Here is a 21457-nt window from a genome sequence, read left to right as displayed (position 1 = left end):
AACGATCCCCGTGACCCGCTACTTGCAGAGATCGCATCACGACTCGTTCGTTCACGCCAGCGCTCGACCAACGTCATCGCCTCGCGCCGATTTGGGCAATGCGTTCAGGCAAATGCCGTTTCGGTCGTGGCCGCAGGTGCCGTGGCAACGGGCGTAAGCGAGCCTCGCAGGGAGTGGGGCAGCGCATCGTCGATATGGACGTCAACGAATTGACCGATGAGCTGGGCATCCGGGCAGCGGAAGTTGACGATACGGTTGTTTTCCGTGCGGCCCTGCAACATACCGGGATCTTTCTTGGAGAAATCGGTGACCAGAATCCGTTGCGTGGTACCGACCATACGACGACTGATTTCGAAGCCTTGCTGGTTGATGCGGGTTTGCAGGATCTGGAGTCGCTGCTTCTTGAGTTCTTCTGGCGTGTCGTCTGGCAGATCTGCGGCGGGTGTGCCCGGACGCGAGCTGTAGACGAACGAGAAGGAAAAGTCGAACCCAACGTCTTGGATCAGCTTCATCGTCTGCTCGAAGTCCCGTTCCGTTTCGCCGGGGAAACCGATGATGAAGTCCGAGCTGATGCAGATATCCGGGACAGCCGCCTTTAGCTTGCGAATGCGCGATTTGTATTCGAGCGCCGTGTGATTGCGCTTCATCGCCGCGAGTATCCGATCCGATCCAGATTGCACGGGCAGGTGCACGAACTTCACCAGTTCCGGAATCTCCGCGTGCGCCTGGATCAGCGCGTCGGAGAATTCCAAGGGATGACTCGTCGTGTAACGAATACGCTCGATGCCATCGATGGCGGCAACGAGGTACAACAGCTCGGCGAAATCCGTGATGGCTCCAGCGCCGTCATCGCCGCGATAGCCGTTCACGTTCTGGCCAAGCAAGGTCACTTCGCTGACACCGTTTTCCGCCAGATGAATGATCTCGCCCAGCACATCATTCAACGGTCGGCTGACCTCTTCGCCACGGGTGTAGGGCACCACGCAGAAGGTGCAGTACTTGCTGCAGCCTTCCATGATCGAAACGAAAGCACTCGGGCCGTCGATCCGCGGCTCGGGCAGGCGATCGAATTTTTCGATTTCCGGGAAGCTGATGTCGACCTGCGGTTGCTTGAGGTCACGCGCGGCGTCGATCATCTCCGGCAGGCGGTGCAACGTTTGCGGCCCGAACACGACATCCACGTAGGGGGCTCGGTCGCGAATCGCTGCGCCTTCCTGGCTGGCGACGCAACCACCAACGCCGATGACGAGGTCTGGATTCTGCAGCTTCAGCTCGCGCCAACGTCCAAGCTGGGAGAAGACTTTGTCCTGCGCTCGTTCGCGAATCGAGCAGGTGTTGAGCAGGATGACATCGGCCTGGGCCGGGTCGCCCGTGACTTCCAGGGCTTGATGTTCACCCAGCAGATCGACCATGCGCGAGCTGTCGTACTCGTTCATCTGGCAGCCGTGGGTTTCGATGTAAAGCTTCTTAGCCATGGAAATCATCGGACGTTGCGAAAAAGGACCGGCGATTATAAAGACGACACCGCGTGGTTGATAGCGGCAACGGTCGGGACGGTTGCCGACTACCGACGTGATACCATGCGCGCCTTTTTCGTCACCGTTCGACAGTCGACCATGAGCAAGCGCGAATCCCCCATCTTCAAAGTGATCTTCGTCAACCAGGGCCAGGTGTACGAAATGTACGCCAAGCAGATCTTCCAGAGCGACCTGTGGGGCTTTCTGGAAATCGAGGAATTCATTTTCGGGGAGCGCACCCAAGTCGTGGTCGACCCAAGCGAAGAAAAGCTAAAGGCGCAATTCGATGGCGTCGTGCGCAGCTTCGTGCCCATGCACGCCATCATTCGGATCGACGAAGTCGAACGACTGGGGACGCCAAAGATCAGCGAAGCGAAGGCGGGCAGCAACGTCATGCCGTTTCCGATGCCGATGCCGGAAAGACCCTAAAGACGCAGGAACGGTGCGATCTGCGTTTGCTTTATCTTGAGCTGGATGCAGCGCGCGTATTACGGCAGCGGCGAAAACGGCGAGCGCCCGTCCGCTGCCTGCAGCTCCAGCAGATAACTGCGGAAAATCTGCCCCAACACCTGGGTCGCGATTTCCAATTCGTCATGCCCCATCTGTGCGGCGACCTGATCCGCGCTGTCCATCGCATCGTCCGAACCATTGACTGCGGACATCTTCAACACGATGTAGGCCTGCACGTTATTGGCCGGTACGCCATCGCCGCGAAAGAACATCATCCCCAGCCGGTACTGCGCCACGGCGTGGCCCTGTAGCGAGGCGCGCTCGAACCAGGTCAGTGCCTGCTCCATATCGCGTGGAGTGAGTTCGCCATTGGAGAAGTATTCGCCCAGCTCGTACTGCGCTTGCCCGTCGCCCTGCTGTGCCATTTGGCGACACGCGTCGAGCGCCTGCTGGCGATCTTCGGGCGCGGTATTGAGCGCGCAGCGTCCCGTCGCAGGCACGAGCAAAGAGTTGTCGCCCGCCAGAACCATCGTTGGCAGGGAAAATAGGAGGCAACCCAGGATGAGGGTGCGAATCATCAGATCGAAACGCCTTCAGATCGAAACGGTTCGAGCCAGCCTCGCTGGCTCGATGCCGAACATTATGGATAAGCCCGCGCCGGGTTACAAAAACTTTGCACACCCTCGGGCGTTATTCTGGCGTCCGCTGCCTACCGCTTGAAACAACGTGCGACTCGGCTACCAAGGCGTCGTGCTACGCAAGCGGCGAAATCCATCCGCGGACGTTTATCGCCACCGAAACCGCTCCGTTAACCAATCGACGCGCACCCTGCGCCACGAGTTCCCTATGCGTAGCGCCGTAGGCCGCACGCCATAACGTCAAGCCTTGGCAATGCTGGCGAACGCGCGCTCTGCGGCGTCGAGCGTAATGTGCAACTCCTCATCGCCATGCGCGATCGACGTGAAGCCGGCTTCGAACGCGCTAGGGGCAAGGTATACGCCGCCTTCCAGCATCGAGTGATAGAAGCGCTTGAAACGTTCAGCATCGCTGGTCATCACGTCCTCGAAGGTGAGGATATCGTCGGCGCCACTGAAGTACAGACCGAACATTCCGCCAGCCTGAGTGGTGACGAATGGTACGCCGGCCGCATCCGCACGATCCTGCAAGCCTTGTAGCATGCGGCTGGTGTATCGGCTCAGCTCGTCATGGAAACCGGGACGGGCAATGAGGTTAAGCGTGGTAAGGCCTGCCGCCATGGCCAGCGGATTACCGGAAAGCGTTCCCGCCTGGTAGACAGGGCCCAAGGGCGCGATCTTTTCCATGATCTCCCGCTTGCCGCCAAAGCAGCCAACCGGCATACCGCCGCCGATGATCTTGCCGAAGGTCGACAGGTCCGGCGTGACGCCGTAGTACGCCTGGGCGCCACCTAGAGCGACCCGGAAGCCCGTCATCACTTCGTCGAAAATCAGCACGACGCCGTGCTGGTCGCACACCTTGCGGAGCCCTTCGAGAAAGCCAGGGATAGGCGGGACGCAGTTCATGTTGCCGGCGACGGGCTCGACAATGATGCAGGCGACTTCCTCACCGGCTTCGCTGAGCGTCTTTTCGACCGCAGCTAGGTCGTTGAAGGGAAGCGTCAGGGTATGTCGCGCGAAGGCGGCGGGCACGCCTGGGGAGCTGGGGACGCCCAGCGTCAGTGCGCCCGAGCCGGCCTTGACCAGCAAGCTATCGGAATGCCCGTGGTAGCAACCTTCGAACTTGATGATGCTGTCACGGCCGGTATAACCGCGCGCCAGGCGGATCGCACTCATGGTGGCCTCGGTGCCAGAGCTCACCATGCGCACCATGTCCATGGACGGTACGAGGCTGCACACCAAATCGGCCATCTGCGTTTCCAGTGCGGTGGGGGCGCCGTAGGACAAGCCATGCTCAAGTTGACGACGCACGGCGTCCAGCACGTCCGGATGGCTGTGACCGAGGATCATTGGTCCCCAGGAGCCGACGTAATCGACATAGCGCTTGTCGTCTTCGTCGATGACGTACGCACCCGCGGCGTGTTTAAAGAAGATCGGTGTGCCGCCAACGCTACGAAAAGCGCGCACGGGCGAGTTCACGCCACCCGGGATGTGTTGTTGGGCAGCAGCGAAAAGGGCTTCGGAACGGGACATAGGGGCCTCGATGAGTCAGGCGGATTCGAACAATGCGCTAAAGGCTCGGGCGCGGCTCTCGACGTCTTCGGCGGAGGGCGCGGAGAACAGCGCATGAATGACAGCGATTAAGCTAGCGCCATTGGCGATGAGCGTGGGTGCGGTAGCGAGGGTCACCCCGCCGATGGCGCAAATGGGAACGTTGCAGCGAGCGCGCGTCTGCTCGAGTAATTCGACGGTCGCGCCCGGGGCGCCAGGTTTCGTCATTGAGTCGAAGAAGCGGCCGAATGCAACATAACTGGCCCCTTCGGCAATGGCGGTTTCGGCCAGATCCAGGCGTGCATGGCAGGTCGCACCGATGACCGCTTTGCGGCCAAGCAGGGCACGCGCGGCGGACAGCGAACCGTCTTCCTGCCCCAAGTGCAGGCCAACGCCGAGGCGTGCGGCAAGCTCTGCGTCGTCATTGATGATCAGCGTGGCATCGTAGCGGGCGCACAGGTCGCGTAGCGCTTCGGCCTCCCGCAGGCGTCTGGCCTGGTCGTGGGTTTTGTCACGGTATTGAAGGAGCCGCGCACCCCCGCGCAATGCGGCTTCCACGTAGGGCAGCAGCTTCCCGTCTGCCAATAGTGCGCTGTCCGTGATGGCATAAAGACCACGCAATTTCATCTAGGCGAACTCCTCAGGAGCAGAAGTCGAGTGGCAAGCGGCGAGGAACGTATTGGCCACGCCCAGGCGCCTCCGCGTCACGAAGCGTCCGCCAGGTGTAGTCCAGCGCCGTTTCAACTGCGCTGGGCAGCGTCTGGCCGAGCGCCAAGCGGCCGGCCAGCGCGCTCGCCAGGGTGCAACCCGAGCCATGGTAGCTGCCAGGCAAGCGCGCGCACGTGAAAGTATGACGACTGCCGTCACGGCTATACAGCCGGTTGTGCACGTCGCCTTCATCACCGTGCCCGCCGGTGATCAAAAGGTGTTCGATAAAGGGCAGCAGTTTTTTCGCGCATTCGTCCGCGGTGCCTTCAGGCAACTCAGCGAGGATGCGCGCTTCCGGCAGATTGGGCGTCGCAATGGTGGACGCCGGCATCAGGCGCTCGCGCATGGCGTAGCCCACCTCGTCCTTTCCGAGGGATCCACCGCCGCCAGCGCGCAGGACTGGATCGCACACCAGCGGCACGCCGGGCAGCGACTGCATGATTTCAAGCACGGTCTCGACCATTTCGATCGAACCGAGCATGCCCAGTTTGACGGCAGCCACGGGCAGATCCGCTATCACGGCATTGGCTTGGGCGATCACCCAGTCACGGTCCAGAACGCGAAAATCCACGACATCGACGGTGTCTTGCACGGTCAATGCGGTGACAGCAGGCGCGGCGTGGCAGCCCTGGGCGATTAGGGCTTCGATATCGGCCTGAAGCCCAGCGCCACCGCTGGGGTCATGGCCGGACAGGCAGAGTACGACGGGGCGTGAGGGAGATGTTTTCATGGTGCGCGAGCTTATCACCATTTCAATTCGCAACGCTGTTCCGGGCATGAACGAAGCGCCCCTTTTGCGTCTGTTGTCACCCTGTCATCAAGCGTGTTTTAACGTGCGGCCAAGGCCCGTGATCACGGCTGCATTGAGGCGCTTTCGATGTGGGGTGCGTTCGACTACGGGATGCAGGCAAGATAGCGACATTGTTTAGAAAGGAACCGCTCCATGACCCAGCCTGCCGACGGATTCATTGTCGTTAACACTGCTGAAGAGGCGGTCGATCGTCTCGAGTCCTTGCACCTTCAAGCGACGCGTGCCCTGAGCAGCGCACTGAAGCGTTACCTGAAGGACCGCACCGAGCCCGACGAAGCCGAGCGCGCGTTGTTTCGCTATCCGGAGTTGCGCCTTCAATACGATCATCTTGGCGAGACACCGACCACCACGCGTGCCTACGGCAAGGTGCAGGTGCCGGGTACTTACAGCGTCACGGTGACGTATCCCCACGCGTTTCGAACGTACTTGCTCGATCAACTTCGCCCGTTGCTCAGCGATTACAACGTCAAGCTCGAAGTAGGCTTGAGCCAACAAAATATTCCGTATCCGTATGTCGTCGAGCAGGGCGATGAGCTGGCCGGAACCGGCGTGACGGCCGCTGCGTTGGCACGGGTGTTTCCAAGTACTGATCTTTCCGCCGCAACCGATTCGGTCGCCGATGGCTTGTACGACTGGACGGATACTGCGTCGCTGCCGCTCGCCCTGTTCGACGGGGCACGGACGGATTTCTCGCTGCGGCGCATCGTCCACTACACCGGCAGCGACTGGCGCTACGTGCAGCCATGGATCCTGCTGACCAACTACCACCGTTACGTCGACCAGTTCATCCGTCATGGTTTGGCGCAGCTGCGCGACGATCCTCGCTTCGTGAAGATGGTGCTGCCCGGTAACGTGACTATCGAACGCGGGACGTCCGAAGAGGATGCCCAGGCCGTCGCCGATGCGGTCGTGTGGCATCGCTACCAGATGCCGGCGTATCACCTCATCGCCGCGGACGGCCACGGTGTCACGCTGGTCAACATTGGCGTCGGCCCGTCGAACGCCAAGAACATCACCGATCACCTTGCCGTGTTGCGGCCCCACTGCTGGTTGATGATCGGCCACTGTGGCGGATTGCGTCAGTCGCAGACCATCGGTGACTACGTGCTGGCTCATGCCTACATGCGCCGTGACGGAATTCTTGATCGCGTGCTGCCGCCACACATCCCGATTCCGGCGCTGGCCGAAGTGCAGCAAGCGCTGCAAGAGGCCGCGGCCAACGTGACAGGGGACCAGGGCGAAGTGCTGAAACGGCGCTTGCGCACCGGCACCGTATTGACCTACGACGACCGCAACTGGGAGCTGCATTGGGCTCACGAGCGAGCGTTGATCAACCTGTCGCGCGCTGTGGCGGTGGACATGGAAAGCGGCACCATTGCCGCTCAGGGCTATCGGCTGCGCGTGCCGTACGGCACGTTGTTGTGCGTTTCGGACAAGCCGCTGCACAGCGAGATCAAGCTGCCGGGCTCGGCGTCGGGCTTCTACCAGCGCGCGGTGAGCCAGCACCTGTCCATTGGTATCGCCGCATTGGACCTGCTGCGTAATCAGCTCGACTCGTTGCACTCGCGCAAGCTGCGCAGTTTCGACGAGCCGCCGTTTCGGTAGGCGGCGGTTGTGTGGGCGTCGCTCTCCGGCGCGGCGTCTACCGGTCGGTTCGTGGAATCCGGGTTATCACCCGGTCTACGGCGCGCTGCCAACCCGTAGGGCGGGTGCAACCCGCGCGTGATCGCTTCGATGCGTGCAATCGCTTACTTCTTCTTCCCGAACATCAGGCGATACCGGTTGCGATTGAGCAAGACATAGCCGGTCAATTGCATGCCAGCAGCCACCAGCAGGCTGCGCATCAGGGCGGGGTCAGTGGCGCCATCGCTGCCATAGATCTTGATCAGTGCGAAGGCGACGCCCGCTAAGCCCAGAATGAAGAAGACCAGACCTAGCAGCGTTAAACGGTGAAGCGAACGAAAGGGCATGAAATCGACCAGTGGGATAGGGCAGGCAACGCTAGCCGGAGTGCGAGCGGTTTGCCAGTGTTGTGACGAAAAACGATGTTGCCGCCGACGCGCGATGCTGCCGTTAGAATGATGTGAACCGCTCGCCATCGCTTCGAATGCTCAAGGTAATCGATGACACGTAATCGCCACACATCCGCTTCGCCTGCGCCAAAGCGGCGCATGCCCAAAGCGCCGCCCGCAGAACCGCGGCTCATCGTCTTGAACAAGCCCTTCGATGTGCTCACCCAGTTTCAGGATGAGGCGGGCAGGGCGACATTGCGCGATTTCGTTTCGGTGAAAGGTGTGTATCCAGCAGGACGGCTGGACCGCGATAGCGAAGGCTTGCTGTTGCTGACGAACGATGGGCAGCTGCAAGCGCGTATTGCCGATCCCAAGCACAAGCTGGTCAAGACCTATTGGGTGCAGGTGGAAGGGGCGCCTACCGAAGAGCAACTGGCGTCGCTACGCCGCGGCGTCGAGCTAAACGACGGCCCGACTTTGCCAGCCGAGGTGGAACAGATCGACGCGCCAGCGTTATGGCCACGGAACCCGCCAGTACGCTTTCGCAAACACATTCCTACGCATTGGTTAGCGCTCAGCATCCGCGAAGGCCGGAACCGGCAAGTCCGCCGAATGACCGCCGCGGTCGGCCTGCCAACTCTCAGACTTGTCAGAGTGCGGATCGGCCCATGGTCGCTGGACGGCTTACAGCCCGGTGAATGGCGAGACGTCCCGCCAGCGCTCCCTTCGCTTTCGTAGGGTGGATTAGCGCAGCGTAATCCACCTTGTCGTGTATGCAGGAGCATCCGTTAACGACCTGGTGTATTAACCGCAAGCGGTTGATCCACCCTACGACTCGCTATGTGGGAGCGGGCCATGTCCGCGATGGAGTTATGCCACGCGCAGGGTGATGCGTGGACTAAACGCGAGTCATCGTAGGGTGGATTAGCGCAGCGTAATCCACCGTTCCTTGCGTGCCCTCAATGCTCCCGCGGCGGCAGATCCCCAGAGAACAGCTCATCCTCCAACGGATCTCCCGGAATCGCGTGCTCCTCCGACGCCCAAGCGCCGAGATCGATCAACTTGCAGCGATGGCTGCAAAAGGGACGAAAAGTGTTCTCGGTTTTCCACTCGACCGGCGCACCGCAGGTCGGGCAGTCAACTTGAAGGGTCATGGTTTGCCTCCACGCAAAGTCAGATAAAAACGATGGAGTCGCTCCACCTCTTGTTGCAGCCAGACCGGTTCGCGGTCGTTGATCAAGACGTCATCGGCATGGCGCAAACGGTCATCCCGCTTCGCCTGGATCGCAATGATCGAACGGACGTGATCTTCGGATACCCCGTCTCGCAGCGCTGTCCGCTGCAATTGCAAATGCTCCGGCGTATCCACGACGAGCACGCGCTGCACGTTGCGCCATTGTCCCGACTCCACCAGCAACGGCGAAACCAAAATGGCGTAGGGCGATGTGCCTTCTGCCAGATATCGCCACGTTTCCTCGCGAATGAGCGGATGCAGCAGCGCTTCCAACCACTTGCGCTCGTCGGGTGTGTCGAAGATTCGCTCGCGCAACAGCGGGCGATTCAGGCTGCCGTCAGCCAGCAGAATGTCGTCGCCAAAATGGACCGCAATGGCGTCCAACGCAGGCTTGCCGGGTTCGACGACCCAACGCGCCACTTGGTCCGAATCCACCTGATGTACACCCACGTTGGCGAAGTGCGCGGCGACAGCGCTTTTGCCGCTGCCGATGCCGCCAGTGAGGCCAAGAATCCACGGTGCAGATGCAGTCATGCTACGTCCAGTGCCGGTCGCGTTGGGGCGCAAGAGTACCGGAGGCGGCGACGTAGGTAAAAAGCGATTCGATAAACGCCGTCGTACCTGCGCGCGTGCTCGATCGCCAATCCGTGGGCAACGGCCGACACCTTTGCCATCCCGTACTTGCCATCAGCGCCAGCGCTTACCGCAGGGAAACTTTTGCAGGTCGAGACACCCTCAATAACAGGCACGCCGCGTATGAGCGCCTATCCTGCCCGTGCGGTTTCATTCATTCGAAGGATCTTTCCGATGGCTAACCAGATCGCTGTAAGCCAGATCACCACGACCCCCTTGTCGCTGGAGGCTGAATTGGCACTCGCCAAACGGTTCGGCTACGGCTTGGAACTGGCAGAGAAAAAGTTACCGGGCGACCCTCAAGAAGCTGACGACCTGCTGTGGCTTATCAAGGAGAGCGACGTCGCCAGCGTTTCGCTGCAAGGTCGGGTGCTTACCCCATTTCCAACCGTTGCAATGCCGCAGCCGTCCGATCCCGAACGGCGGCTGGAGGCGCTGATGAACAGCGTCGAGCGTTTTGCGAAATACTGGCCTGGCTTACCGCTCGTTACCAATACCGGCGCGTTGGCCAGCAGCGGCAACGAAGCTTACGTCTGGGAGCAGTGCATTCCGCTCTATCGAAGGCTAGCGGAGCATGCCCAAAGCGCTGGCATGCGCATCGCACTCGAAGCGCTTGCGCCATCGATGCAAAACCGCAGCAGCATCCTCTTCAGCTTCGACCAAGCGCGCGAGCTTGCCAATGAGGTCAACCATCCCGCGTTCGGGGTGTGCCTGGATATGTACAACAGCTGGCAGGACAACAACCTCGCCGCGGCGATTCGCGCCGCTGCGGGAAAACTGTTCCTGGTACAAGTTGCCGATTGGCGCCGACCGCGCAGTTACCACGATCGCCATGCATTGGGCGCTGGGAAAATCCCACTGGCCGCGATCATTCAGAAGCTCACGTCCATTGGCTACGACGGCCCATACGTCCTGGAGATCTTTTCCGAAGGGGTAAGCAACTCACTCTGGGAAAATGAAGCACGCCTGACGGATGCGATTTCGACGAGCGTTCAGTATTTGCGTGGCCAGCTTAGTATCTGATCGACCCGCGCGATGTGCCGCCTCATGGCTTTGCGGCCACTGCACACCCCTGTAGGAGCGAGCTTGCTCGCAAACAACGGAAGACCAGACGCCTGAAAATCGCAGACATGGCTGATGGCCGCCCCGCTGATCACAGCCCGGCCTGCTCCCACATAGCGAGGCCTAGAGCTGCTTTTTTAAACACCATTCGGGATCGGCAGTCATCTGGCCAGACGCCTAGCCCAGGCCAGTCGCACCCCTGTAGGAGCGCACTTGTGGGCGATCCAGGACGCACCAACCCACCTGGCCAGCGCGTAGGGTGGAATCCCGAAGAGCGTCCACCGTTTACCGTGGGCCCGGCCAACACGGGCTCACCCGTTGTAAACAACGTGGCTGAAAAACCGCTTTCGCGGCCAAGGCCGCTCCTACAAATTCGACAGCAACCCTACCGAAACCCCGCCACCTGCAGATACGCGCCCGTAATCCAATCACCCCAGATCAACGCGATCCATCCCGCCACCGCCAGATAGGGCCCAAACGGAATCGGTGTGCCGCCATCCGCATTGCGCAATCGCAGCAAGATCAAACCTAGCACGGCGCCGACAAGCGACGACAACAGGATCGTTAGCGGCAACACCTGCCAGCCGCCCCAGGCGCCCAGCATCGCCAGCAACTTGAAGTCGCCATACCCCATGCCCTCCTTGCCGGTAACGAGTTTGAACACCCAGAACACCGACCACAGGCTGAGGTAGCCGAACACCGCGCCCCACAGGGCGTCGCTCAGCGTCGTGAAAAGCCCATACGAATTAACGATTAACCCCAGCCACAGGAGCGGCAGTACCAGCGCATCCGGCAACAACTGATGGTCGGCGTCGATCATGCTCATGGCGATCAAGCCCCACGTCAGTACCAGCATGGCGCCCGCTTGCCAGGTCACGCCGAAATGCCACACCAGCCAGGCACTCAGCAGGCCGGTCGCCAGTTCCACCAGCGGATAACGGCTGGAAATTCCCGCCTTGCAGGCAGAGCACCGCCCGCGCAGCATTAGCCAGCTCACTACCGGAACGTTCTCCCACGCACGAATCTGGTGATCGCACTGCGGGCAACGCGAGGCGGGGACCATCAGGTTATAGCGGCTTTCCTGCGGTTCGCCTGGAAGCTCGAGCATCTCGCGCGCCTGCGCGCGCCATTCGCGCTGCATCATGATGGGCAGACGGTGGATCACGACATTCAGGAAACTACCAACAAGCAACCCCAGGACGAGGGCACAAAGCACTGCGGCCAGCGGAGTGCTGGCCAGGAAATCGAGAGCGGACATATCAGACGACGGAGCCGAGTTGGAAGATAGGCAGGTACATCGCGATGATCAGGCCACCGACCAATACGCCAAGTACGGCCATGATCATAGGCTCCATGAGCGCCGTGAGGCCATCGACTTTGTTATCGACCTCTTCCTCGTAATAGGTCGCGACCTTGTCGAGCATCGTATCCAGCGCACCGGACTCTTCGCCAATCGCCGTCATCTGAATGGCCATGGACGGGAATACGCCGGTGGTGCGCATTGAGAAGTTCAGCTGCATACCCGTAGAAACGTCCTGCTTCACCTTCTCGACGGCGTTCTTGAACACCACGTTGCCCGTCGCGCCGGACACCGAATCCAGTGCATCCACCAACGGAACACCCGCAGCAAAGGTGGTCGCCAGTGTTCGCGCATAACGCGCGATGGCGGCCTTATAAATGATGTCGCCAACAATCGGCAGCTTCAGAACGGAGCGGTCGATGAAATCGCGAAACTTCTGTGAGCGTTTATGGGCTTCTTTAAACGCAAAGCCCGCGGCAAACATGCCCAACAATACAAAGAACCACGACTCTTGCAGTGTTTCAGAAATCCCGATCACGAAGAGCGTAAATGCCGGCAGTTCAGCGCCGAAGTTCGCGAACACCGACTGGAACTGCGGGACGACTTTGATCAGCAAGATGGCCGATACGATGATCGCCACCAGTACGACAGCGATGGGATAGTTCATCGCCTTCTTGATCTTTTTCTTCAGCAGCTCGGTCTTTTCTTTATACGTCGCGACGCGATCCAATAATGTTTCCAGCGCACCGGACTGTTCGCCCGAGTCCACGAGGTTGCAATACAGGTCATCGAAGTATTGCGGCTTCTTGCGCAGCGAATTGGCCAGGCTATTACCGGCAGCAACTTCCTGCTTCACGTCATCAATGAGTTTGCGCATGTTGGGGTTCTCGACCCCTTCACCGATGATGTCGAAGGCGCTGAGCAGCGGAACACCGGCCTTCATCATGGTGGCGAGCTGACGGGTGAACAGGGCAATGTCCAGAGGCTTGATCTTTTTGCCTTTGCCAAACAGCGACATGCCTTTCTTGCGCACTTTCGTCGGGTTGATGCCCTGCTTGCGCAACTGTGCCTTCACCAACGCCGGGTTGGTGCCGCTGAGTTCACCCTTGACCTTCGTCCCTTTCCGGTCAAGACCTTCGAAGGCGAAGATGCTGGTCTTTGCTGCTTTTGCCGCCATGCTTAATCCTTGGTCACGCGGTTGACTTCTTCCAGGCTGGTTATGCCGTTCATGGCCTTGAGCAATCCGGAGGTGCGCAGGTCGTTGAAACCGTCTTTGCGCATCTGTTCAGCGATATCGATGGAGTTGGATTCCTCCATGATCAGTCGCTGCAACGCGGGGGTAATCTTCACCACCTCGTAAATCCCGACTCGGCCTTTGTAGCCGTCCTTGCAATTTTCGCAACCAACTGGCCCAAACACCTTGAACGTACCGATTTTGTCGGCTGGGAAGCCTTCCTGCTTGAGCGTATCCGACGGAATGTCGACGGGCTTTTTGCAGTTGCCGCAGAGCTTGCGTGCCAATCGCTGAGCGATGATCAAATTCACCGAAGTCGCGATATTAAAGGCCGGGACGCCCATGTTACGCAGACGAGTGAGCGTTTCAGCCGCACTATTGGTATGCAGTGTAGACATCACCATGTGGCCTGTTTGGGCGGCCTTGATCGCAATCTCCGCTGTTTCCAGATCGCGAATCTCACCCACCATGATCACGTCAGGGTCCTGACGCAAAAAGGCACGAAGTGCCTGAGCGAAGTCCATCCCCTGGCGCGGGTTGACGTTGACCTGGTTGATCCCCTCAAGGTTGATCTCCACCGGATCTTCCGCCGTGGAGATATTAATGTCCGTCGTATTGAGGATGTTGATGCCGGTATAGAGCGAGACGGTCTTGCCCGATCCGGTCGGGCCGGTGACCAAAATCATCCCTTGTGGCTGCTTCAGCGCGGAGAGATACAGCTCGCGCTGAACGTCTTCGTAGCCCAGATGCTCGATGCCCATCTGCGCGCTGGTCGGGTCGAGAATCCGCATCACGATCTTCTCCCCCCATAAGGTGGGGAGCGTGTTTACCCGGAAGTCGATGGACTTGTTCTTCGACACCTTCATCTTGATCCGGCCATCCTGCGGCTTGCGGCGCTCGGAGATATCTAGCCCGGCCATGACCTTCAGACGGGCCGACAGGCGGCTGGCCAATTGGATCGGTGGCTTGGACGCCTCATGCAGGATGCCGTCGGTCCGAAAGCGCACGCGGTAGCTCTTTTCATAAGGCTCGAAGTGCAGGTCCGAGGAGCCGAGGCGGATGGCGTCCAGCAGCATCTTATTGACGAAGCGCACGACGGGGGCGTCTTCGGCATCTTCGGTACCGGCGACTTTTTCTTCTTTCGCCGTCGCTGTCTCGACGCTGTCCAGATCCACGTCGTCCAGGTCGCCAAGGCCGGCGGCGCTATCGAAGAACTTTTCGATAGCGGCTGTCAGCTTGTCGTCCTCAACCAGGATCGGATCGAGCATCAGGCCAGTGCTGAACTGAATGTCGCGTAGGCCTTGCTGGCTAGACGGATCGGAGAGCGCCACAAATAAGCGGTTGCCGCGCTTCCAAAGTGGGAGCAAGCGGTGCTCGCGTACGAGCTTTTCACTGATCGCATCATGCGGCTGCGACTCTTTATCCACCGCCGTAAGGTCAAACAGTGGCACCCCGAACTGATCGGCCGCCAACTCCGCCATCGGCCGGCTCTTCACCAACTTGTTGTGCACTACGTAATGCACGAGCGACAGCTTGTCCTTCTGCGATTGCGCCTGCGCTTGTTGCGCGGCTTTTTCATCCAGCAGGTTCGCTTGCACCATCTGGCGCGCAAGGCCGGAGAGGGGCGTGGTATCGAGCATGGGCCGGTCACCTTTACTAAAGCGGAATGCCGCCCTTATAGCGCACGGGCCGGGGTGTGCCAAATGGGCGGCTTTGAGGTGTCAAAAAGTGTCACTAGGTGCGGAAGGGCGGGAGGCAGAAATGGCAAATCGCGCCTAAACTCCTGTGGAATGATGGCATCTCAAAGTTGGCACGAAGGCTGCTGATGTGTCGTCAGGTTCATACCTAAACACATCAAAGGGGATGTTCGGACATGAAAGCTCAAAAAGGTTTTACGTTGATTGAATTGATGATCGTTGTTGCGATCATTGGTATTTTGGCTGCAGTTGCTATTCCTGCTTATCAGGACTATACCGTGCGTGCCCGTACCTCTGAAGCTCTAATTCGTGCGTCCGCTGCTAAAACGGTTGTTACCGAAAATGCCGCTGCGGGTCAGGCTTTTGCTTCCGGATTTAGCGCTACCGCTGCTGCTACTCCTAACGTCGAAGCAAATGGGGTTACCATTAGCGATGTGGGAGTAATTACTGTTGATCTAACTACTGCGGCGGGCGGCGGTGATTTGGTTTTAACGCCAACATCGAACAGTGCTGCTCTTGCAGCAGGAACTATTCCAACGCAACCAATTGTATGGACTTGCACCGGAACTAATACCAATAAATCTCAGTTGCCATCTAACTGCCGCGGTGGTAGTTGATCAGTTTGAAAAAAAAGCCCTGATTTTCAGGGCTTTTTTTTTGGGGAAATAGATAGATGTTAAAGAGAAACTTGCTGGTTTTTTATTTTGCAGCAATTGTTGTTTTATTTTTTATATTCTCTTTTTCTGCGGTTGGGATTTTTTTTGAAGATTATGGTTGGCATGATCAGCAGCGTATTCTTCAGGTGCTATTTATAATCGGTTGCGTTATTGGTGTTTTTTTTATCAGAGCTAAAAAGTTTTCTTTTTTTTATTTTTCAACGATCTCAATATTTTTCTCTTGCGGTTTGATCTCTATTTTTCTGTCAGATTTTATCTGGTGGAGCGTTAAAGAGTGGGCTGTTTTTTTGGGGTTGGTGTTTGTTGTATATACATCGAGCTTTGTTTTTGAGAGTGAAGAGAAGGTTTTTTATGTCTTTCTACTGGCGGGCTTCATAGCGCTTTGTTTGGCTCTAAAGTTTTTAATTTTTTATATGTCGGCTATTGTCTCCGGAATCGGGGATTTCAGTGCTGAGGTTCTTCAGCCAGGCTTTGATAATCCTAGGTTTTTGGGTCAGTTTCAGCTTGTGGCCATTCCTGCTTCTATGTATCTGGTCTCGTATTTTTGGGATAGCCATCAGCGCATTTTAATGTTGACATTTTTAGTTGTTTTAATTGTTCATTGGTTGCTTTCCATAGTGTTGGGCGGAAGAGGTGTTTGGCTTGCACTTTTCCTAAGCAACGTAGCTTTTTCTTTTTTTTCTTCTTTTAGAAAGTATATTTTTATACAGTTTTTTTCCCTGTTCGTTTCTGCGATTTTATTTTGGTTTTTGTTCCGCTTCATTCCGTCGCTTGTAGGTTTTAATTCTTTTATTTTTAGCGGAGCAAGAACAGGCCTATCATCGCGAGAGCTACTTTGGGATAGAGCTTTGGATATGTTTCTAGAAAGTCCATGGTTCGGCATAGGGCCTATGCAGTTTTCCGCAGTGTACAATTCGGTTGCCGCTCATCCTCATCAGATTTTTTTGCAGATAGCAGCTGAATGGGGCGGGGTAGCGCTGTTGATGTTTGTTCTGACGGTTTTTTGGGGGGCGCGAGATTGTATTTTTTTCTTGAAAAAACGAAGAGCTGTAAATTCAGACTTTGTTGTTGTCTTTATTTTATTGAATCTTTTTTTGCTAGCCCAACTTGATGGGGTTTTTGTAATGCCTTATGTGCAGACTTGGTTTGCACTTTTTGTGGGTGTAATTCTTGGTAGGTCTTCTTATGGAAATGGTCCTCAGAGGCAAGGATTGTTAGCTTGTTACTTTCCTGTTTTTTTAATTTTGATCTTGTCAAGTATATTGTTTTTTGACGTCCCTAGGCTCGTCGAAATGGAAAATTTCTATCTGCACACTACTGGTGGCGTTTGGGCCCCAAGGTTTTGGTTTCAGGGGTGGATAGGGCTGTGATCATTTATCTCATAGGTCCGTAGAGTGGAACCCCGGCGGGGCTTGCTCCGTGTTCACTCATAAATAAATAAGGTAATTCCCCGGCTGTGCGAGGGGGCTCCTTGAGGTTTGCCCGTGTGAAGCGGTCATAGGGAACCTTCTGTCTCGACCAAGAGATGGGGTTTCCTAACGAAAGATTACCAAAGTCTTGCCCATACGAAGTGGAACTGTAAGTGCCGGGTAGTATTTATTCCGAAGAAACGCAAGCGGATAATTTTTGATGCGGTCCGCAGACACTTGGGTGAGCTACTGCATGAGTTGGCTAGGCAGCGGGAATGCCAGATCGTGGACGGTCATTTGATATCCGATAATGTTCAAATGTGCATCAGCATTCCGCCCAAATACCCGGTGTCGAATGTGATTGGCCATATCAAGAGAAAAAGTGTCAATTCAATTGCTCGGCGTTTCATGGACAAGGCGAAGAATTCACAGGTGAGAGCTTTTAGGCAAGAGGGTATTTCGTTTCAACGGTGGGCCTGGATTACGAGGTGGTGCGTGCTTATATCCGGAACCAGGATGAACATTATGACCAGCTCAAGTTTGGCTTATGTTCTAGCTCTTGCCCCTTTGAGGGACTACCTATTAAAGCCTCCGGCTTTGCTGGGGGATACTTACTCCTGGCTCATCCGCAAAGCGCCCTGGCAACCTCTGGGCGTTTTTTATGACGGCCAACCGGAATGTTCGGCGCTGGATGGTGTTATGGCAAATATCGTGTAGTGGGTTACGCCTGTAGCTAACCCACTCTACGGCAACTTAAAAGGCGGGAGTTGTGCCTGCGTTCAGGCCGCTTGCCGTCCCAGTAGGCTGCCGTTGACCCGACTAAGTGGAGGAAATGGAATGCCCAACTATCGCCGTGCCCGCGCACCGGTGGGAGCGTGGTTCTTTTCCGTCAATCTGCGGCAACGCCGGGATGATGATCTACTGACCTATTAGGTCAATTTGCTCCGCACGTCAGTAAGGTACGTGATGCAGCTACATCCCTGGCGAATCGATGCCTGGGTTGTCTTGCCGGAAACATACACTGTGTTTGCACGCTGCCGAGTGACAACACGGACTAAGAGCTTCGCTAGCGGCTGATCAAAACGTTCTTTTCCCGAGGTTTGCTTGTCGCCGAGCGACGAAACATTTCACGTGTCCTGCGCGGTGAGCGCGGCCTTTGCCAGCGACGCTATTGGGAACATCGAATTCGCGACGACAGCGACTTCCACCGCTACATCAACCCGGTGAAACATGGCCACGTCGTGCGGGTTGTGGATTGGCCGTATTCGAGCTTTCACCGTGGCCGCGTGTTGGGTTTATATCCGGCAGACTGGACCGGCGATATGGGATTGTCCGTGGACGGTGACCTTTAGGATGGAATCCAAAGGGGCTTCCACCGCTTTCTGCGGAAGTGCTCTATGTCGAGCTTCGTGGCGGACGGCTGTCTGCGTTGAGCGGTGGGTTACGCGGCGCTAACCCACCCTACGGGCTTCCACCACTGGCCGCGAAAAAGGTGTGGGCCAGCTCCGTATCTGAACAAAAAGGTGGGTTACGCTTGCGCTAATTCGCGCCTGCGAGTATGAAGCTTACGAGAAGGCCGCCCAGCGTTTGAAAGCGCGGACCGCGGCCGCAGGGCGTTGTGGAGCGTTCCAAAAATCGTACTCATCAATGTGAGCTGCGTCACAAAATATTTCGAACTTCCGAAATCTCACCGAAGTCAGAAAATGGCGTCACAGGAATGATCACGTGGCGAATGTTATTTGTGATGCAGTCGAGGACGGACGATTTGGTAACGGTATTAGATAGCGACGCCTGAGCCTCCACCTAGTGGTAGGGCGCCGGAGGCCGGTTAAGCGGCATTTCAGGCGTCGATGGTTCTGCAGTACACGCATCGTTTTTCAGCAGTAAAAATTTTACCCTGGTTAGCAATTTGGTTTCCGAGCTGAAGGAGGGCGGTCGCCCGACTTCAGGGGTCGTGATTAGAACGTGCAGGTGATGTGCGCTTCAACGCGTTAGCTTTTTTGTGAACAAGGACGGTCTTCCGCACTTTTAAAGCGGGAGCACATATAGGACGCGTCTAATGAGACCCCGCGTGATCTCCAACGCTGCGTGGATGATGGCCGAGAAGATTGTCTCTGTATTCGGAGTGATCTTCGTCACATCTTATGTTGCCAAAACGTTTGGTCCGGCCGTCCTTGGCCAAATAACGTTTTCCGCGTCGCTTTTTTCCATTATTCAAGCGATTGCCATTTTTGGCACCGAAACCATCCTTTTTAAACACATCAGTAAGTGCCCAGTAAAAGGCATTCGGCTGATGGCGGTCACCCGTCGATTGCGCATAACGCTATTACTGGTTACCTCGATTCCAGTGCTGGCGTATGTTTGGTTTGCAATGGAAGAGGCTTTCGCTGCTTTTGCCCTTGCATCGTTCGTTGCGGCAATCTTCATTACGCAAGACACCTTCAGCGTATTCAATAACGCCCGGTTGGCATCGCGCTTAAATACCATCGCTAATTCGATCGGTATGCTGACGAGTTTTGCAATTAGCTTTTCAGTAGCGCTGTTGGCGCTCAATCCTCTCCTCCTAACGCTTTCCATCGTCACCATGACGCTGGTGCCCTATCTGATCAAACGGTTCTCCTTTCAGAGAGAGTTCCGAACGGTGGCGCCGCCGAAGCACAACCCGCGCTATCTACGCCACCTGATCTACATGGCCCTACCACTGGCCATTTCCAGTATCTTCATGTCTGCGCAAGTAAAGATGGCGCAGCTCTTCCTGGCAGACGTCGGTTCGGCGCACGAACTGGGACTGTTTGCGGCAGCGAATACGATTTCGGCATCGTGGATATTCATCCCCGCTGCACTCATCACTTCCAGCTTCTCTGAGATTTTCAGAGCGCGTTCGGAAGTAGCTATAAAGCTGACTGCTCGGCTGAATGGCTATGTTATCGGTGTTTCGCTGTTAATGCTGTTTGTCCTCGTGATTTTCGGTGAAAAAATAATCCTCGCGTTATATGGCCAGGCGTATGCCCAGTCCGGGGAGCTTGTAATAGTCCTGGCCATAGCAACTTGTTTTTCTGCCATGGGGACCGTTGCTTATCGTTACATCGTCAAGGAGGGCGGATTCAATTATTTGCTAAAGAAGATCATCTGCTTGATGGTCGTCAGCGCGCCTTTGTCATATTGGCTTATTCAGCAATACGGCATTACAGGGGCCGCGTGGAGCATATTAATTTCAGAGTTGTTGTCGCTGACTGTGATGAATTACTTCTTCAAGAGCGGCATCATCCAAAAAATCCAGTTCTTCTCTTTTAATCCTGAAGCATACAGGTGAGGCTATCATGAGCTTAAAAAAGGGACTGAAACAAGGCGCCTTACAATGCTTTAAAAGACTTCCTTGGGTATATCAGGACAGTCTTTATTATTTTAAGAAATTTCGTCGGCTTCCTAATTTGCGAAGCCCGAAAGACTTCAATGAGAAATTGCTTTATCGGAAGTTCATCTATGGCGACTATCAATGCTACGGTCGCCGCTCCGATAAATTCCTGGTGCGTGAACATGTGGCTGGCATTATCGGTGATCAGTACCTGATCCCGTTGATTCACGAAACAAGCGATCCCGAGACGCTATTGACGCTGCCATCCTGGAACGGGACCGTCATCAAGCCTAATCACGGTTCGAGCATGGTCGAGCTATTGCTCCAAGAGCCCGATGACCAGCAGAAACGACAGATCGTCCAGCGCTGTAAGGATTGGTTGAAGACTGACTTTGCGACCGTAGGACGTGAAGCGCATTATCGCTACATCAGTCCGCGGATCGTGGTAGAGAAGTGTATCGGCGATGGCAAATCGGCGCCTATCGATTACAAGTTCCATATGTTCAACAAGCAAGATGGAACATTCGATTACGTGCTGCAAATCATCTACAACCGTTTCGGTTCAGCGTTGTCGATGAATTTCTACGTCAACAATCTCCAGGAGGCGTTTCATCGCATCCGTGATACGGGGTTGGATATCGCGCCAAAGCTTGATGCGCTCTCGCAGGCGTTGAGCTTGAGTAAGCAATTGGCTTCCGACTTCGATTACGTACGGGTTGACTGGTACATCGAAGAGGATCGTGTTTGGTTCGGTGAGCTTACCTTTACGCCTGGCGCCGGGCTCGTGACCGGCTTGGAAAAAGGGTTGAGTCGCATGATGGGTGATATGTGGATCCAGAACAGGCCGGAGTCGGCAGACAAGCTTCGTCCCGTCGTGCATATCCCGACAACGCTCGAGAGTGCTTAATCCGTAGTGGCAAGCGTGGTGACCGGCACGCGTTAACCAGGCGCATTCGCGTGTCGATATGCGCGGTACAGCGGCGTGGCCCCGTGGGCCAATGGTAGAACCGGGGTGCGAAAGGCAAAGCGTGCTGAGGGGTGCTTGAAACACGGCGCCTGGGGTGGTAGTTTCCGCGCCCGATGCCGGTGTAGCTCAGTTGGTAGAGCAGCGCATTCGTAATGCGAAGGTCGTAGGTTCGACTCCTATCTCCGGCACCATAAAATTCAAGCCC

General features: G+C 56.6%; 20 protein-coding genes, 1 tRNA gene and 2 pseudogenes. 12 read left to right on the top strand and 11 right to left on the bottom strand.

What is annotated here, in order from left to right; genetic code table 11:
* Nucleotides 1-104 precede the first annotated feature (104 nt).
* Entirely contained in the window at nt 105-1475 is a 1371-nt protein-coding gene (miaB, locus tag IEY47_RS11815) for a tRNA (N6-isopentenyl adenosine(37)-C2)-methylthiotransferase MiaB (protein WP_188983449.1), read from the bottom strand.
* 141 nt (nt 1476-1616) lie between these two features.
* Between miaB and IEY47_RS11810 the strand changes: the two genes are divergently transcribed.
* On the top strand, nt 1617-1946 hold the full coding sequence (locus IEY47_RS11810; RefSeq protein WP_188983738.1) for a DUF1820 family protein: 330 nt from the start codon (nt 1617-1619) through the stop codon (nt 1944-1946).
* Between the two features lie 59 nt (nt 1947-2005).
* On the opposite strand, the gene IEY47_RS11805 is transcribed toward IEY47_RS11810, so the two are convergent.
* From IEY47_RS11805 to IEY47_RS11790, 4 genes are all read right to left on the bottom strand, one after another.
* Nucleotides 2006-2545: a tetratricopeptide repeat protein gene (locus IEY47_RS11805; protein WP_188983448.1), complete on the bottom strand. Its 540-nt coding sequence runs from the start codon at nt 2543-2545 to the stop codon at nt 2006-2008.
* 300 nt (nt 2546-2845) lie between these two features.
* The gene (hemL, locus tag IEY47_RS11800; protein WP_188983447.1) at nt 2846-4135 is read right to left on the bottom strand and encodes a glutamate-1-semialdehyde 2,1-aminomutase; all 1290 of its coding nucleotides are present in this window, start codon (nt 4133-4135) and stop codon (nt 2846-2848) included.
* Between the two features lie 15 nt (nt 4136-4150).
* On the bottom strand, nt 4151-4780 hold the full coding sequence (gene thiE, locus IEY47_RS11795) for a thiamine phosphate synthase (RefSeq protein ID WP_188983446.1): 630 nt from the start codon (nt 4778-4780) through the stop codon (nt 4151-4153).
* Between the two features lie 13 nt (nt 4781-4793).
* Complete coding sequence (locus tag IEY47_RS11790) at nt 4794-5591, bottom strand: hydroxymethylpyrimidine/phosphomethylpyrimidine kinase (protein ID WP_188983445.1); 798 nt, start codon at nt 5589-5591, stop codon at nt 4794-4796.
* 213 nt (nt 5592-5804) lie between these two features.
* Here IEY47_RS11790 and amn point away from each other — a divergent pair, with 213 nt between their 5' ends.
* Nucleotides 5805-7277: an AMP nucleosidase gene (gene amn, locus IEY47_RS11785; protein ID WP_188983444.1), complete on the top strand. Its 1473-nt coding sequence runs from the start codon at nt 5805-5807 to the stop codon at nt 7275-7277.
* A 143-nt stretch (nt 7278-7420) separates the two neighbouring features.
* Here the strand turns inward: amn and IEY47_RS11780 are convergent, their stop codons facing one another.
* The gene (locus IEY47_RS11780) at nt 7421-7642 is read right to left on the bottom strand and encodes a hypothetical protein (RefSeq protein ID WP_188983443.1); all 222 of its coding nucleotides are present in this window, start codon (nt 7640-7642) and stop codon (nt 7421-7423) included.
* Between the two features lie 201 nt (nt 7643-7843).
* On the opposite strand from IEY47_RS11780, the gene IEY47_RS11775 reads away from it, so the two are divergent.
* Nucleotides 7844-8422, top strand: coding sequence for a pseudouridine synthase (locus tag IEY47_RS11775; RefSeq protein ID WP_188983737.1), 579 nt, complete (start codon nt 7844-7846; stop codon nt 8420-8422).
* Nucleotides 8423-8643: 221 nt separating this feature from the next.
* Here IEY47_RS11775 and yacG read toward each other — a convergent pair whose 3' ends face one another.
* Both yacG and coaE read right to left on the bottom strand, forming a co-directional pair.
* On the bottom strand, nt 8644-8838 hold the full coding sequence (gene yacG, locus IEY47_RS11770; RefSeq protein WP_188983442.1) for a DNA gyrase inhibitor YacG: 195 nt from the start codon (nt 8836-8838) through the stop codon (nt 8644-8646).
* Nucleotides 8835-9452 carry a dephospho-CoA kinase gene (gene coaE / locus IEY47_RS11765; protein WP_188983441.1) on the bottom strand — a complete coding sequence of 206 codons (618 nt, stop codon included), beginning with the start codon at nt 9450-9452 and terminating at the stop codon, nt 8835-8837. The genes yacG and coaE overlap by 4 nt, the downstream gene beginning before the upstream one ends.
* Before the next feature lie 273 nt (nt 9453-9725).
* Between coaE and IEY47_RS11760 the strand changes: the two genes are divergently transcribed.
* Nucleotides 9726-10574: a sugar phosphate isomerase/epimerase family protein gene (locus IEY47_RS11760; RefSeq protein WP_188983440.1), complete on the top strand. Its 849-nt coding sequence runs from the start codon at nt 9726-9728 to the stop codon at nt 10572-10574.
* 424 nt (nt 10575-10998) lie between these two features.
* Here IEY47_RS11760 and IEY47_RS11755 read toward each other — a convergent pair whose 3' ends face one another.
* Genes IEY47_RS11755 through pilB form a run of 3 tightly spaced genes read right to left on the bottom strand, consistent with a single transcriptional unit; the run spans nt 10999 to nt 14787 of the window.
* Nucleotides 10999-11871 (bottom strand): prepilin peptidase, encoded by an 873-nt coding sequence (locus tag IEY47_RS11755; RefSeq protein ID WP_188983439.1) that lies wholly within the window; start codon nt 11869-11871, stop codon nt 10999-11001.
* A 1-nt stretch (nt 11872) separates the two neighbouring features.
* Complete coding sequence (locus IEY47_RS11750) at nt 11873-13090, bottom strand: type II secretion system F family protein (protein WP_188983438.1); 1218 nt, start codon at nt 13088-13090, stop codon at nt 11873-11875.
* Between the two features lie 2 nt (nt 13091-13092).
* Entirely contained in the window at nt 13093-14787 is a 1695-nt protein-coding gene (pilB, locus tag IEY47_RS11745) for a type IV-A pilus assembly ATPase PilB (protein ID WP_188983437.1), read from the bottom strand.
* A 233-nt stretch (nt 14788-15020) separates the two neighbouring features.
* On the opposite strand from pilB, the gene IEY47_RS11740 reads away from it, so the two are divergent.
* The 8 genes and pseudogenes from IEY47_RS11740 (at nt 15021) to IEY47_RS11705 (ending at nt 21443) form a co-directional block, all read left to right on the top strand.
* Nucleotides 15021-15461: a pilin gene (locus tag IEY47_RS11740; RefSeq protein ID WP_188983436.1), complete on the top strand. Its 441-nt coding sequence runs from the start codon at nt 15021-15023 to the stop codon at nt 15459-15461.
* Between the two features lie 56 nt (nt 15462-15517).
* Entirely contained in the window at nt 15518-16891 is a 1374-nt protein-coding gene (locus tag IEY47_RS11735; protein ID WP_188983435.1) for an O-antigen ligase family protein, read from the top strand.
* Nucleotides 16892-17119: 228 nt separating this feature from the next.
* A pseudogene (gene tnpA / locus IEY47_RS11730) lies at nt 17120-17469 on the top strand (IS200/IS605 family transposase); the annotation flags it as partial.
* Nucleotides 17447-17647 (top strand): hypothetical protein, encoded by a 201-nt coding sequence (locus IEY47_RS11725; RefSeq protein ID WP_188983434.1) that lies wholly within the window; start codon nt 17447-17449, stop codon nt 17645-17647. The pseudogene tnpA and the gene IEY47_RS11725, both read left to right, overlap by 23 nt.
* Before the next feature lie 120 nt (nt 17648-17767).
* A pseudogene (locus IEY47_RS11720) lies at nt 17768-18282 on the top strand (REP-associated tyrosine transposase).
* A 719-nt stretch (nt 18283-19001) separates the two neighbouring features.
* Nucleotides 19002-20243 (top strand): MATE family efflux transporter, encoded by a 1242-nt coding sequence (locus IEY47_RS11715; RefSeq protein ID WP_229779397.1) that lies wholly within the window; start codon nt 19002-19004, stop codon nt 20241-20243.
* A gap of 7 nt (nt 20244-20250) precedes the next feature.
* A complete protein-coding gene (locus IEY47_RS11710; protein WP_188983432.1) occupies nt 20251-21192 on the top strand; it encodes an ATP-grasp fold amidoligase family protein in 942 nt (313 codons plus the stop codon).
* Nucleotides 21193-21367: 175 nt separating this feature from the next.
* Nucleotides 21368-21443 (top strand) — tRNA-Thr (locus tag IEY47_RS11705).
* Nucleotides 21444-21457 lie beyond the last annotated feature (14 nt).

Origin of the sequence: Pseudomonas matsuisoli (genome assembly GCF_014647635.1) — a bacterium.
Classification (GTDB): Bacteria; Pseudomonadota; Gammaproteobacteria; order Pseudomonadales; family Pseudomonadaceae; genus Pseudomonas_P; species Pseudomonas_P matsuisoli.
The sequence above is the reverse complement of the archived record's forward strand: the minus strand, read 5'-3'. Positions and strand labels throughout refer to the sequence as shown.

Bases quoted from the DNA above. Each gene is read 5' to 3' on its own strand.
- IEY47_RS11725 (WP_188983434.1), top strand. From the start codon at position 17,447: ATGAACATTATGACCAGCTCAAGTTTGGCTTATGTTCTAGCTCTTGCC.
- IEY47_RS11710 (WP_188983432.1), top strand. From the start codon at position 20,251: ATGAGCTTAAAAAAGGGACTGAAACAAGGCGCCTTACAATGCTTTAAA.
- IEY47_RS11775 (WP_188983737.1), top strand. From the start codon at position 7,844: ATGCCCAAAGCGCCGCCCGCAGAACCGCGGCTCATCGTCTTGAACAAG.
- yacG (WP_188983442.1), bottom strand. From the start codon at position 8,838: ATGACCCTTCAAGTTGACTGCCCGACCTGCGGTGCGCCGGTCGAGTGG.
- miaB (WP_188983449.1), bottom strand. From the start codon at position 1,475: ATGGCTAAGAAGCTTTACATCGAAACCCACGGCTGCCAGATGAACGAG.
- IEY47_RS11740 (WP_188983436.1), top strand. From the start codon at position 15,021: ATGAAAGCTCAAAAAGGTTTTACGTTGATTGAATTGATGATCGTTGTT.
- IEY47_RS11780 (WP_188983443.1), bottom strand. From the start codon at position 7,642: ATGCCCTTTCGTTCGCTTCACCGTTTAACGCTGCTAGGTCTGGTCTTC.
- IEY47_RS11790 (WP_188983445.1), bottom strand. From the start codon at position 5,591: ATGAAAACATCTCCCTCACGCCCCGTCGTACTCTGCCTGTCCGGCCAT.
- IEY47_RS11755 (WP_188983439.1), bottom strand. From the start codon at position 11,871: ATGTCCGCTCTCGATTTCCTGGCCAGCACTCCGCTGGCCGCAGTGCTT.
- IEY47_RS11810 (WP_188983738.1), top strand. From the start codon at position 1,617: ATGAGCAAGCGCGAATCCCCCATCTTCAAAGTGATCTTCGTCAACCAG.
- IEY47_RS11735 (WP_188983435.1), top strand. From the start codon at position 15,518: ATGTTAAAGAGAAACTTGCTGGTTTTTTATTTTGCAGCAATTGTTGTT.
- IEY47_RS11805 (WP_188983448.1), bottom strand. From the start codon at position 2,545: ATGATTCGCACCCTCATCCTGGGTTGCCTCCTATTTTCCCTGCCAACG.
- IEY47_RS11760 (WP_188983440.1), top strand. From the start codon at position 9,726: ATGGCTAACCAGATCGCTGTAAGCCAGATCACCACGACCCCCTTGTCG.
- pilB (WP_188983437.1), bottom strand. From the start codon at position 14,787: ATGCTCGATACCACGCCCCTCTCCGGCCTTGCGCGCCAGATGGTGCAA.
- IEY47_RS11750 (WP_188983438.1), bottom strand. From the start codon at position 13,090: ATGGCGGCAAAAGCAGCAAAGACCAGCATCTTCGCCTTCGAAGGTCTT.
- coaE (WP_188983441.1), bottom strand. From the start codon at position 9,452: ATGACTGCATCTGCACCGTGGATTCTTGGCCTCACTGGCGGCATCGGC.
- amn (WP_188983444.1), top strand. From the start codon at position 5,805: ATGACCCAGCCTGCCGACGGATTCATTGTCGTTAACACTGCTGAAGAG.
- hemL (WP_188983447.1), bottom strand. From the start codon at position 4,135: ATGTCCCGTTCCGAAGCCCTTTTCGCTGCTGCCCAACAACACATCCCG.
- thiE (WP_188983446.1), bottom strand. From the start codon at position 4,780: ATGAAATTGCGTGGTCTTTATGCCATCACGGACAGCGCACTATTGGCA.